The sequence below is a fragment of the Acidovorax sp. KNOB132 genome, assembly GCF_057541515.1.
The window spans coordinates 55725-68253 of the sequence record NZ_BAAJYT010000003.1 but is presented as its reverse complement, the minus strand read 5'-3'; the positions used below and the strand labels follow the sequence as shown (position 1 = coordinate 68253).

At 66.1% G+C, this 12529-nt stretch carries 12 protein-coding genes and 1 pseudogene; 10 read left to right on the top strand and 3 right to left on the bottom strand.

The window, feature by feature from the left end:
* The first annotated feature begins 10 nt into the window (after positions 1 to 10).
* Positions 11 to 613, top strand: coding sequence for a hypothetical protein (locus AC27IO_RS01200; RefSeq protein ID WP_317353067.1), 603 nt, complete (start codon positions 11 to 13; stop codon positions 611 to 613).
* Entirely contained in the window at positions 579 to 1235 is a 657-nt protein-coding gene (locus AC27IO_RS01195) for a septal ring lytic transglycosylase RlpA family protein (RefSeq protein ID WP_487112171.1), read from the top strand. The genes AC27IO_RS01200 and AC27IO_RS01195 overlap by 35 nt, the downstream gene beginning before the upstream one ends.
* A 10-nt stretch (positions 1236 to 1245) precedes the next feature.
* Here the strand turns inward: AC27IO_RS01195 and AC27IO_RS01190 are convergent, their stop codons facing one another.
* Positions 1246 to 2139 (bottom strand): 23S rRNA (adenine(2030)-N(6))-methyltransferase RlmJ, encoded by an 894-nt coding sequence (locus AC27IO_RS01190; RefSeq protein WP_272565115.1) that lies wholly within the window; start codon positions 2137 to 2139, stop codon positions 1246 to 1248.
* Between the two features lie 249 nt (positions 2140 to 2388).
* Here AC27IO_RS01190 and AC27IO_RS01185 point away from each other — a divergent pair, with 249 nt between their 5' ends.
* From AC27IO_RS01185 to mdtD, 7 genes are all read left to right on the top strand, one after another.
* Entirely contained in the window at positions 2389 to 4308 is a 1920-nt protein-coding gene (locus tag AC27IO_RS01185) for a serine/threonine protein kinase (RefSeq protein ID WP_498736833.1), read from the top strand.
* Between the two features lie 161 nt (positions 4309 to 4469).
* Positions 4470 to 4898 carry a 50S ribosomal protein L13 gene (rplM, locus tag AC27IO_RS01180; RefSeq protein WP_092745280.1) on the top strand — a complete coding sequence of 143 codons (429 nt, stop codon included), beginning with the start codon at positions 4470 to 4472 and terminating at the stop codon, positions 4896 to 4898.
* An 11-nt stretch (positions 4899 to 4909) separates the two neighbouring features.
* The gene (gene rpsI / locus AC27IO_RS01175) at positions 4910 to 5302 is read left to right on the top strand and encodes a 30S ribosomal protein S9 (protein ID WP_092745279.1); all 393 of its coding nucleotides are present in this window, start codon (positions 4910 to 4912) and stop codon (positions 5300 to 5302) included.
* A gap of 165 nt (positions 5303 to 5467) precedes the next feature.
* Positions 5468 to 6181 carry a DUF6776 family protein gene (locus AC27IO_RS01170; protein ID WP_284429758.1) on the top strand — a complete coding sequence of 238 codons (714 nt, stop codon included), beginning with the start codon at positions 5468 to 5470 and terminating at the stop codon, positions 6179 to 6181.
* 61 nt (positions 6182 to 6242) lie between these two features.
* The gene (locus tag AC27IO_RS01165; RefSeq protein WP_272565112.1) at positions 6243 to 6641 is read left to right on the top strand and encodes a bactofilin family protein; all 399 of its coding nucleotides are present in this window, start codon (positions 6243 to 6245) and stop codon (positions 6639 to 6641) included.
* A gap of 59 nt (positions 6642 to 6700) precedes the next feature.
* Positions 6701 to 7066, top strand: a complete 366-nt coding sequence (erpA, locus tag AC27IO_RS01160) for an iron-sulfur cluster insertion protein ErpA (protein ID WP_008907234.1) — start codon at positions 6701 to 6703, stop codon at positions 7064 to 7066.
* Positions 7067 to 7161: 95 nt separating this feature from the next.
* The gene (mdtD, locus tag AC27IO_RS01155; protein WP_498736828.1) at positions 7162 to 8586 is read left to right on the top strand and encodes a multidrug transporter subunit MdtD; all 1425 of its coding nucleotides are present in this window, start codon (positions 7162 to 7164) and stop codon (positions 8584 to 8586) included.
* A gap of 4 nt (positions 8587 to 8590) precedes the next feature.
* On the opposite strand, the pseudogene AC27IO_RS01150 reads toward mdtD, so the two are convergent.
* Both AC27IO_RS01150 and AC27IO_RS01145 read right to left on the bottom strand, forming a co-directional pair.
* Positions 8591 to 9699, bottom strand: a pseudogene (locus AC27IO_RS01150) (anhydro-N-acetylmuramic acid kinase).
* 22 nt (positions 9700 to 9721) lie between these two features.
* A complete protein-coding gene (locus tag AC27IO_RS01145; protein ID WP_284398334.1) occupies positions 9722 to 11083 on the bottom strand; it encodes a M23 family metallopeptidase in 1362 nt (453 codons plus the stop codon).
* A gap of 179 nt (positions 11084 to 11262) precedes the next feature.
* Between AC27IO_RS01145 and tyrS the strand changes: the two genes are divergently transcribed.
* Positions 11263 to 12498 (top strand): tyrosine--tRNA ligase, encoded by a 1236-nt coding sequence (tyrS, locus tag AC27IO_RS01140; RefSeq protein WP_284398336.1) that lies wholly within the window; start codon positions 11263 to 11265, stop codon positions 12496 to 12498.
* Positions 12499 to 12529: the final 31 nt, after the last annotated feature.

Genomic DNA, 12529 nt, shown 5'->3' with positions numbered 1-12529 from the left:
TCTGCCCACTATGACGTCCGCCTTCGCTCCCCTGTTGGTCGCCACCCTGTGCTGCGTGGCGTCTGCCCCGTCGTGGGCCCAGACACGGTACGTCTGCCGGGATGCAGCGGGCAACAGCTTCACGATGTCGCGCCCCTGTCCCTCCGGCACGACGACGTCGGTGGCGGCCACGGGGCCTGTCGCACCACCTCCGGCGTGGCGCTATGAGCCCCCGGTGCGCTCCGTGCCCGAAGGGCCGGCGTACCAGCGCTACATGAGCGCCCGTTGCCGCTCCCTGAGCGACACGCTGCGCGGAGGCTCCTCCGGCATTCAGCCCGACGCCTATGCTGGCATGCGCCGGGAGTACCAGCGCGACTGCCACGACGAGGAATCCGACGCTTCCTCCCGCTATTTCAGGGAGCAGAGCGAGGCGCGCAAGCAGCGGCAGGAGCAGGAGCAGCAACTGCGCGTGGCAGCCCAGGCCTCCCGCGAAGAGGCCACGCGCCACGCCGAGCAATGCCGGGAGTCGCGCCGCATTCTCACCGCCAAGCGGGCCCGCACGGACCTGACCGAAGGCGAAAGAAAGGACTTGAAGCGTTTTGAAGACGCCTACGAAACGCGCTGCCAGCGCTGAACTGCCCCACCGCCTCGGTGCGCTGTTGTCTGGCGCGCTGCTGTCGTGCGCCCTGGTGGCCTGCGCGGTCAAGGCGCCTGCGCCTGGCGACGACACCATTGCGGCGACGCAAAAGCCATTGATTCCCCTGCCGGCGCCAGCCCAGCCGCCCCGCGCATCGGCCCCTGTGAAGCCCCCGCCGGCCATCGCGGGTGAGGCGCCCTCCAAACCGTCGGACGCGGATGCGTCCTCCGAGAGCGATGCCGCCGATGCGTTCGTGCAGGAAGGCTTGGCCTCCTGGTACGGGGCCCGGTTCCACCGCCGCCGCACGGCCAGCGGGGAGCGCTTCGACATGAACGAATTCACTGCTGCCCACCGCACCTTGCCCTTCGGCACGCGCGTGTGCGTGCGCAGCTTGGTGACCGGCCGCGCCGTGCAGGTGCGCATCAACGACCGCGGGCCCCACTCGCCCGGCCGCATCATCGATGTGAGCCGCGCCGCCGCCGGGGCGCTGGGATTGCTGGGGCTGGGCACCAAGCCGGTCGTGGTCTCCCAGGCGCCGGAAGACGCCGCGGCGCAGTGCCCTGATGCCTCGGTTTCCGGCCTGTCGCAGGCCAGCCCGCTGCCAGCCTCTGGCGAATAGGCGGGCGGGCTCAGCCGCCCGACTCGAGCGTGTGCGAGGCGTGGTGGTCCTGCGCCAGCAGCTCAGCCATCTGCGGCAGTGCGGGCTTGAGCGCCGCTTTCAGCGTGAACGGCGGATTGATCAGGAACATGCCGCTGGCCGGCAGCCCCGGGCGGCGGGCCTGTCCGTCCGCGGCGCCCGTCACCTTGCTCGATTTCACGGTGAGCGTGGCATGCAGCCACGACTTGCCGGCCTTGGTGGCCAGCGTCTTGAGCCGCCGTGGCAGGTCATGGGCTTCGGGCCGGGGAATGATCGGGTACCAGACGGCATAGGTGCCTGTCGCAAAGCGCTTGAGCGAGTCTGCGGCCATGTCCAGGACGCGCCCGTAATCGCTCTTGATTTCATAGCTGGGATCGCACAGCACGAGAGCGCGGCGGGCCGGTGGGGGCAGGAATTTCTTGATGCCTTCGAAGCCGTCCTCATGCAGCACCGCCACCTGGCGGCCGGCCTCCAGCTGGGCCACATTGCCGGCCAGCGCGCGCAGGTCGGTCGGGTGCAATTCGAACACCTTGAGCTTGTCGCGGTCGCGCAGCAGGCGCTGCGTGATGAAGGGCGAGCCGGGATAGACCCGCGTCACGTTGCCCTGGTTGAAGGCGCCGACCATGTCGACATAGGCTTGCAGCGCGGGCGCCAGGGGCTCTTTGAGCACGGCAGGCGGTACCAGGCGAAGGATGCCGTCCCCCGCCTCTCCGCTCGTGGCGGCGTAGTCGCCGTCCAGGCGGAACAGGCCGGCGCCGGCATGGGTGTCCAGCACGGTGAGCGCTGCGTCTTTCTGCGTAAGGTGTTGCAAAGTGGCAATCAGCACCGTGTGCTTGAGCACATCGGCGTGGTTGCCCGCATGGAAGGCGTGGCGGTAACTGAACATGATGGGGCCAATGGTAACCACGCACCGCCCGGTGCCGCGTGATCGTGCCCGCTTCATCGTGGCGCAGTGGGGGCCGGGGCGCTGCCGGGGCGATGGCTTGGAGCAGTCGCCGGGCGCCTTGTTGCCGCCAGGGAGCGGGCTTGCTGCATGATGGCGGCTTCGGCCAATGTGTTGCAATCCATCCACTTGTCCGTTGCCGGGTGCGCCGTTGCTGGTGCACCATTGCCGCCCGAAAGCCCAGCCGTCACCATGTCCGCCATCACCAGCACCGAACCCCCGACCGACGTCCACCACGTCGACGCCCTGCCGGCCGGGACGCGTCTGGGAGAGTTCGAGGTGCTTTCGCTGCTGGGGGTGGGCGGGTTCGGCATGGTCTACAAGGCGTTCGACCATTCGCTCCTGCGCTTCGTGGCCATCAAGGAATACATGCCGTCGGCGCTGGCGGCGCGCGCGCAGGGGCAGTCGCTGTGGGTGCGGTCTTCGACCCAGGAGCAATCCTTCCAGGCGGGGCTGGCCTCGTTCGTGAGCGAGGCCAGGCTGCTTGCCCAGTTCGATCATCCCTCGCTGGTGAAGGTCTTTCGCTTCTGGGAAGCCAATCACACCGCCTACATGGTCATGCCGCTCTACACGGGCATGACGCTCAAGCAGGCCCGCGCGCACATGCGCACGCCGCCGCCGGAGGCCTGGCTGCGCAAGATGCTGTGGTCGGTGCTGAGCGCGCTGCGCGTGCTGCACGACGGCCAGACGCTGCACCGCGATATTTCGCCCGACAACATCTTCTTGCAGGACAGCGGCCCTCCCGTGCTGCTGGACCTGGGGGCTGCACGCCATGCGATCAGCGACCACGGGCACCAGCACACGGCGGTCCTGAAGGTCAATTACGCGCCCATCGAGCAGTACAACGACGGCGAGAGCGATCTACGGCAGGGCCCGTGGAGTGATCTCTACGCCCTCGGCGCCGTGGTGCATGGCAGCCTGTGCAACGACACGCCGCTGCCGGCCACGCTGCGGTCGATCCGCGACCGAATGGTGCCGTTCTCACGGGTGGCCAAGACCGTGCGGCGACAGTTCGGTGTGGAATATTCCACGCCCTTCGTGGCCGCGATTTCGCAGGCGTTGGCCCTGCGGCCGGATGAGCGTCCCCAGAGCATCGACGAATTCCTGCGCACCATGGACATGGTCGCTCCGCCGGAGGGCATCGACCAGTTCGATTTTCGCGCCGAGCTGGGCGATATCTGGGTGGAGCCGGCCGACCGGCGTGGTACGGGCGTGGCGGTGCCCATGATCGACATCACCTCCGTGCCTCTGCCGGCGGTGGGCGTACCCTTGCCTGCGCCTCTGGCCGCTGCGGTGGAGGCGCCGACGGTGGACACGGGTGCGCAGTTGCACATCGATCGGCAGGAGGCTGGCGACACCGTGGTGTCTGATGGGCAGGACACGGTTTTCATGGATGGAGGACAAGAGGTGGCAGATACCGTGACAGGTGGCGATACGGTTTTCGAGGAGCGCCGTCCTCAGCATCCAGAAAGGCTGGGGCGTCCGAAGACCCGCCGCAGCCAAGCTGCGGGCGAGGAGGCACCGGCATCGGCAGTCGCTGGCGTGCGCCGCCGTCCCTTGCTTTGGGCGAGCGCCGGCGTGGTGGCTGTGGCTGTGCTCGCTGCCGGACTGTGGTGGAACGCCTCGCGCGACACGCCCCATCCCACCAAGTACACGCCAGAAGACCAGATCATCACGGAACTGGCCGAGCCGCCAGCGCCGGTGGCCTCTGCACCCGCCGAATTGATCCCCGTGGTCGATGAAGCGGCCACCGCACCGGCTCTGCCGGCCGCATCCGCAGCCTCGGTGGCCGCAGCGCCCGCATTCGTCGTTGCATCGGCACCACGGCCCAAGCCTGTTCCTCGCAAGGTGGCCGAGCCCACGCCTGCGGCCGTGGCCGCGGAAGCGCCTGCATCGCCCGAGCCTGCGCCGGTTCTGGCCGCCACGCCCAAACCGGCGGTCGCACGCGTGGCAGGGCCGGACGAAGCGTGCGCCAACGCCGGATTCATCGCCCGACCGATGTGCATCCACCAGCAATGCCAGAACGCGGCGGTGGCCAACCACCCGCTGTGCGTCGAGAATCGGCGCCGGCTGGAAGCCGAAGAACGCCGCCGCACGATGCTGTCCCAATAGCCCTGCCTTGGCATTTTCCCGTCGCTTCGTATAATGGCGGGCTTCGCAGCGCTTTTTTGGTCCCGCGGCGGAGTATTCACACCACCTAAGAGGCTTCCTTCAGAGATGCACCGACCGTGGAAAAGGACCGACAAACCCCCGTTCTTTGAAAAGAGAAACTCATGTCTACTTTCAGCGCAAAGCCCGCTGAGGTCGTGCACGAGTGGTTTGTGATTGACGCGACCGACAAGGTCCTCGGACGAGTAGCCAGCGAAGTTGCTCTCCGTTTGCGCGGCAAACACAAGGCCATTTACACGCCTCACGTCGATACCGGTGACTTCATCGTCATCATCAACGCCGCTCAACTCAAGGTCACTGGCACCAAGTCCCTGGACAAGGTGTACTACCGCCATTCGGGCTATCCCGGTGGTATCACGGCCACGAACTTCCGCGACATGCAAGCCAAGCACCCCGGCCGCGCGCTGGAAAAGGCGGTCAAAGGCATGCTGCCCAAGGGTCCCCTGGGCTACGCGATGATCAAGAAACTCAAGGTGTATGGCGGTGCTGAGCATCCCCACACCGCCCAGCAGCCCAAGGCGCTGGAAATCTAAGGAGCCTTGAGATGATTGGTGAATGGAACAATGGCACCGGCCGTCGCAAGTCCAGCGTCGCCCGTGTGTTTCTCAAGAAGGGTTCCGGCAAGATCACTGTGAATGGCAAAGACATTCAGCAGTATTTCGGCCGCGAAACCTCGATCATGATCGCCAAGCAGCCGCTCGCGCTGACCAACCATGTCGAAACCTTCGACATCCAGGTCAACGTGCACGGCGGCGGTGAATCCGGCCAAGCCGGTGCCACCCGCCACGGCATCACCCGCGCCCTGATCGACTACGACGCAACGCTGAAGCCCGCACTGAGCCAAGCCGGCTTCGTGACCCGCGATGCACGTGAAGTCGAACGGAAGAAGGTCGGTCTGCGTTCTGCACGCCGCGCCAAGCAGTTCTCCAAGCGTTAAGCTTCGCCGCTGCAAAAGACTGCCATGCCGTGCTGGGCCTTTACAAAGGCTGCAAGAGCGACGTGTCAGTCGGCCGAAAGCACTCTCGGGTGCTTTCCGGCTTCAAAAAACCGCCTGTCTGGCGGTTTTTTCATTTCTGCTTCTCCATTTGTTGAATAGGGAAACATGCGACTCAAGCTGCTACGTCGCCGTTTGACCATCAGTGCGCCGCGGGTGTCGGTCCGAAGCGCGATGCCATGGCCTGTCCGCTGGGTGCTGCTGGCCATTTTCTTCGGCCTGTGCGCCGCGCTGGCGCTCTGGGCCTTCGAGTTCGGCAAGAGCATCGCAGGGCTGGATTCCCGCTCCCGGGCCGAACTGGTGCGCTTGCGCGAAGAGGTAGCCCAGTTGCGCGAGGAGCAGCGCCTGCAAAAGGACACGTCGAGTTCTACCGGCACGCTGCTAACCGCCGAGCGCACCACGATGGATCGCCTGATGGCCCAGATGCGCCAGCTGGAGGCGGACAACCGCGCCCTCCGGGACGACCTGGGCTTTTTCGAAAAGCTCATCCCGGCGGGCAAGACCGAAGGTGTCAGCATCCGTGGACTGCAGGCTGACGTGGTGGGGGGCAGCCAGTTGCGCTGGCAGGTGCTGGTGATTCAGCCGGTGCGCAACGCGCCCGAATTCCGTGGGCGGCTGGAGTTGATGCTGGCAGGTACGCGCGATGGACGCCCCTGGACACAGGCGATTCCCGCGGATGGGCAACCCCTTCAGTTCCAGCAGTACCGCCGGGTGGAAGGGTTGTGGCCGTTGCCCGGCAATGCCGTGGTAAAAACCGTGACCGCGCGGGTCTTGGAGGGCAGTGCGGTGCGTGCCACCCAGACCCTGAGCATCGAAGAATAGTGGCGGTGGCGGCGTTAGCAGTGGGCCCATTCCCTCCCGTGCCAACCGACTGGAGTGTTCCATGTTCTCTCGCAAGAAGCAGCCCCCGATCAAGAGCCTGATCGCTCATGGCACCCGCATCAACGGCGAAGTGCGGTTTTCCGAGGGCCTGCGGATTGATGGCGAGGTGGCGGGGGACGTGCGGGCCAGCGACGAGCAGCCCAGTATCCTGGTGATATCGGAGTCCGCCCGGGTCGAAGGCGCGGTGCATGCAGCCCACGTGATCGTCAATGGCACGGTTCTCGGACCGGTGCATGCCGCAGAACTGCTGGAACTGCAGCCCAAGGCCCGCATCACCGGAAACGTGCACTATAAATCGCTTGAAATGCACCAAGGTGCCACGATATCGGGACAGATGAGCCCATCGACCGTGCTGGTCGAGGAAAAACCCACACTAAAGTTGGCGTCAAACGCCAGCTGACGCACATTTGAGGGGTGTTGCAGTACCATCGACGGCAAACCCTCCCGAAGGAGCACTCCATGAGCGCCGTAGCCGAAAACATCCAGACCGAAATGCCCGCCCCGATTCTGTTCACCGATAGCGCGGCGGCCAAGGTGGCTGACCTGATTGCCGAAGAAGGCAACCCCGACCTGAAATTGCGTGTGTTCGTCCAGGGCGGCGGATGCTCGGGCTTCCAGTACGGTTTCACGTTCGATGAAATCACGAACGAAGACGACACCACCATGACCAAGAACGGTGTGTCGCTGCTCATTGATGCCATGAGCTACCAGTACCTGGTCGGTGCCGAAATCGACTACAAGGAAGACTTGCAGGGCGCCCAGTTCGTCATCAAGAACCCGAATGCGACCACCACCTGTGGCTGCGGATCGAGTTTCTCCGCCTGATGGCGCGATTTTTCGCCTGACTCAAAAGCCGCCTTCGGGCGGCTTTTTGCTGGGCACGTGCGGCGGAACCCATTACCGCCGTTGATCGGAACGGCATGCAACAAGAGCGCTCCCTTCAAATCCTGCTATGGCTGGTGGCCGTCGGCTTTTTCATGCAGACACTGGACGCCACCATCGTCAATACGGCCCTGCCCACCATGGCGCACAGCCTGGGGGAAAGTCCGCTGCGCATGCAATCGGTCGTGGTGGCGTATTCGCTGTCCATGGCGCTGCTGATCCCAGCATCGGGCTGGGTGGCCGACCGCTTCGGCGCACGGCGGGTGTATCTGAGCGCCATCGTGCTGTTCGTCGTGGGATCGGTGCTTTGCGCTGTGTCGAGCCGGCTGGACCAATTGGTGGCGGCGCGGGTGGTGCAGGGCCTGGGCGGAGCGCTGCTGCTGCCGGTGGGACGGCTGGTGGTGCTGCGCACCTTTCCGCGCGAGAAGTTTCTGCAGGCCATGAGCTTCGTGGCGATCCCCGGCCTCATCGGGCCGCTGATCGGCCCCACGCTGGGTGGCTGGCTGGTGGAGGTGGCATCGTGGCACTGGATCTTCCTGATCAATGTGCCGGTCGGCCTGATCGGGTGCCTGGCGACGCTGCGGTACATGCCGGCCGTGCCCGGCGCCCCGGTGGCCCGCTTCGACCTGGCGGGCTATCTCATGCTGGCCTTCGGCATGGCGGCGCTGTCTCTGGCGCTCGATGGACTGTCGAGCCTGGGGCTGCGGCAGGCGAGTGTGCTCGTGCTGCTGATTTTCGGGTTGGCGAGCCTGGTGGCGTACTGGCTGCATGCGGCACGCAAGCCGAACCCGCTGTTCTCGCCCCGGCTGTTCTCGGTGGCCACGCTGCGCATCGGGCTGCTGGGCAACCTGTTTTCGCGCCTGGGCAGCTCGTGCATGCCCTTCCTGATCCCCCTGATGCTGCAGGTGACGATGGGCTACACCCCCCTGCATGCCGGACTGATGATGCTGCCGGTGGCACTGGCCGGCATGTCGATGAAGCGTTTCACGACGCCATTGATCACGCGGTTCGGATACCGCCGTGTGCTGGTGGGCAACACGCTGATGGTGGGGATCACGATGGCGAGTTTTGCCCTCTCGGCCCCCTCGCAGCCGCTGTGGTGGCACATCGTGCAGTTGGCGATCTTCGGGGCGGTGAATTCGCTGCAGTTCACGGCCATGAACACGGTCACGCTCAAGGACTTGAACCAGGGCATGGCCAGCAGCGGCAACAGCCTGCTGTCGATGGTGCAGATGGTGGCCATGGGCATGGGGGTGGCCGCCGCGGGCGGGGTGCTCTCGGCATTCACGGGCCACTTCGGGAGCGGGGGCGCGCAGCAGACGCTGTGGGCCTTCCAAGGCACCTTCGCCTGCATGGGGCTGGTGACCATCGCCTCGGCAGGCATCTTTTGGCAGTTGTCTCCACGCGACTCCGAACGCGGCGCGGCTGCGGATGACGTGCCCGACGTGCCGGAGCACGTCTGAGCCGTCAGGCGGGGTAGATTGCGCCCAGGATGCGCGGCCCCGCCGCGCCGGTGACGCTGGGGAGGTTGCCGCTTTGTCGCTCCACGGCTCGGTGGGCCAGCCATGCGAAGGCGGCGGCTTCCACCTGCAGGGCCGGCATGCCGTGCTCATCGGAGGCCGATACGGCGACCCCGGGCAGAAGTGCCTGCAATCGGTGCATGAGGTGGCCGTTGAGGGCGCCGCCGCCGCACACGATCAGCGGGTTGCCGCCGTCGCCGAAACGGCGCACGCCATCGGCGCAGACGCTGGCCGTGAATTCGGTCAGGGTGGCCTGGACATCGGCCGGAGCGGCCGATGCGAACGCCGGCAGGTGCCCTTCCAGCCAGGCGGGGTTGAAAAGGTCACGCCCTGTACTTTTGGGTGGTGGCTGCGACAGATACGGCTCGGACCGCAACGCACCGAGCAGCGCGGGCAGGACCTGCCCGCTGGAAGCCCAGGCACCGTCGCGGTCGAACGGCTGGCCCGTATGCTGCTGGCACCAGTGGTCCATCAGTGCGTTGCCTGGCCCGCAATCGAATCCCAGCACCGCACCCTGCGAACCCAGCACGCTGAGGTTGGAGATGCCGCCGATGTTCAACACGCAGACTGTCCGGCCGGACTGGCCGAACACCCCCTGGTGAAACGCCGGTACCAGCGGCGCACCCTGGCCGCCCGCCGCCACGTCGCGGCTGCGGAAGTCGGCCACCACGTCGATGCCCGTCGATTCGGCCAGCAAGGCAGCATTGCCCAGTTGCAGCGTGTATCCGGTGCGTCGAAGGCCTGGGGGCGATGGCGCACCGTCTGCCCGTGGGCGCCGATGGCGCGAACGGCGGAGGGTGGCAGGCCGGCCTGGCTCAAAAGCGTGTGCACCACGCCGGCATAGGCGCGCGCCAATGCGTTTCCGGCCAGCGCAGCGCGGTGCAGTTCGTCGGCACCGGGTGTGTTGAGCGCGAGCAGCGCTGCTCTTAAGTCAGGAGCAAAAGACGCGCATGCATATTGCGCGACCTTGCATTTTTGCTCGGAGAAATCTGCCAGCACCCCATCGACTCCGTCGAGCGAGGTGCCCGACATGAGTCCGATGTACAACGCTGGCATGGGGCCGGAACGCGCAACGCGCTTACTGGGCGCTGGCTTGCTGCACCTGGGCGGCGGCCGACAACTGGATGCGCATGTTCGATGCCAGGCGGTTGAAGGCGGCGCGCGAGGCGCTGGACACCGGCGTGGCAGCTTCGCTTTGCTGCGCGATCACCATGGGGTCCTGGTGCTGGCCATCCACGCGGAATTCGAAATGCAGGTGGGGGCCGGTGGCCCATCCCGTCGCGCCGACGGCGCCGATGGTCTGTCCCTGCTCCACGCTCTGGCCCTTGCGCACGTCGATGCGGCTCAAGTGGGCATACACGGTGACGTGCTGGTTGCGGTGCTTGACGTAAATGACGTTGCCATAGCCGTTCTGCACCCCGGCGAAATCGACCGTGCCATCGCCCACGGTGCGCACGGCCGTGCCGGTGGGCGCTGCGAAGTCGGTACCCAGGTGGGCGCGCCATTTTTGCAGGATGGGATGAAAGCGCATCTTGAAGCCGCTCGAGATGCGCGAGAACTCCACCGGCGAGGTGAGGTAGGCGCGGCGCATGCTCTCGCCGTCCAGCGTGTAGTAGGCGCCCTTGGAGGCGGGCGTGTCCTGGAACCAGACGGCGTCGTGCGTCTTGCCGTTGTTGTGGAATTCCGCGCTCAGCACGCGGCCGCTGCGCAGCGGCTCGCCATCGGCTTCGAGCGTTTCGTAGACCACCGAGAACCGGTCGTCCTTGCGCAGGGCGCGGTGGAAATCGATGTTGCTGGCGAACACTTCGGCGATCTGCGTCGCCACGGCATCGGGAATGTTGGAAGCGTCGGTCGCGGCGAACAGCGAGCTGCGGATGATGCCGCCGGCCAGCCGCGTGCCCACGGTGAGCGGCGCCGTCTCGACGCGCGAGGTGAATTCGTTGCCCTTGCGCTGCACGACCAGCCGGCGGAAATTGCCGCTGTCGTCCTGGACCCAGCGCGCTGTGAGGCTGATGAGGCGGTGATCGTCCGTGGTTTCTGCCGATACGGACCGGCCCGAGCGGCCCAGCAGGGTCTGGCGCACCTGGCCGTCGCTGCGCAGGAACGCGGCGGCCGCCGGGTCCGCCACACCCAGGCGCTGCAGGATGGCCTCGGCGGTGTCGCTGCTGCGGGTCTGGTCCGAGCGGTAGAGGGAATAGTTGGGAATGTCCACCAGCGCTGGCAGGGACTGGTCGCTGGCCAGCGAATCCACCGCGTATTCGACCGTGCTGCGGGGCAGGTCGGCGGGGTCCGGCGCGAAGGAGGCGACGGCGAAAGCGCCGCCGCCGCCCGTCAGCAACAGCGTTGCGATGGCGGCGGTGATGCGTTTGGGATGGGTCTGGGCGATGCGCGATAGCCGGTCCAGCAGTGCGAGGCTGGCGGATGTCAAGCCATTGTTCAAAGTGTCTTACCCCAGGGTGAGGTGCGTTCGGGCCGGGTGGGGGCGGAACGCACGAGCTTAGGTCAGGCTGCAGCCATTCGGTGCAAGGGTCCGAACCGGCAGGACCACTAGAATCCGCCACTGCAAATGTGGGCCGGAGTATAACGACGAGCGCCCCGGAAACCCCCAAAAAAACCCTTATGAATCAATCTGCTGTTACAACATTCCCAATCACCGATGGTGTAGGACGGGCGCTTGAGGTATCGCTCCGGGGCGCTGACGAATTGCTGCCCCGCGACGAATGGACGAAGAAGCTGGCACGCTCCGAGGCGACCGGCGTGCCGCTGCGCATCAAGCTGGGGCTGGATCCGACGGCGCCGGACATCCACATCGGCCACACCGTGGTGCTCAACAAGATGCGCCAGCTGCAGGACCTGGGGCACCAGGTGATCTTCCTGATCGGCGACTTCACCAGCCTGATCGGCGACCCCTCCGGCCGCAACAGCACCCGGCCGCCCCTCACCCCCGAGCAGATCAAGGCCAATGCCGAGACCTACTACCGCCAGGCCAGCATGGTGCTGGACCCGGCCAAAACGGAGATCCGCTACAACAGCGAATGGAGCGAGCCGCTGGGCGCGACCGGCATGATCCAGCTCGCCGCCAAGTACACGGTCGCGCGCATGATGGAGCGCGACGATTTCCACAAGCGCTTTTCGACCGGGCAGTCGATCAGCGTGCACGAATTCCTCTACCCACTCATGCAGGGCTACGACTCGGTGGCACTGAAGAGCGACCTGGAACTGGGCGGTACCGACCAGAAGTTCAACCTGCTGATGGGTCGCCATCTCCAGCAGGAGTACGGCCAGGAACCGCAGTGCGTGCTCACCATGCCGCTGCTGGTGGGTCTGGACGGCGTCGACAAGATGTCGAAATCCAAGAACAACTATATCGGCATTGCGGAAGACGCCAACACCATGTTCGCCAAGGTGCTGTCCATCTCCGACACGCTGATGTGGGACTGGTACACGCTGCTGTCGTTCAAGTCCCTCGCCGAGATCGCCGCGCTCAAGGCCGAGGTGGAGGCCGGCCGCAACCCCAAGGACGCCAAGGTGATGCTCGCCAAGGAGATCACCGCGCGCTTTCACAGCGCGGCGGCCGCCGATGCGGCCGAGGCGGACTTCATCAACCGCAGCAAGGGCGGGGTGCCCGACGAGATTCCCGAGGTGGCCCTGGCCGGGGCGCCGCTGGGCATTGGCGCGTTGCTGCGCCAGGCCAACTTGGCGCCTTCCGGCAGCGAGGCCAGCCGCCTGATCGATGGTGGTGGCGTGCGGGTGGACGGCGGTGTCGTCAGCGACAAGGGGCTCAAGCTGGAAGCGGGCACTTACGTGCTCCAGGTGGGCAAGCGCAAGTTCGCGCGGGTCACGCTCAGCGCCTGAACGCGCCTGAACGCGCCTGAACGCGGCACGC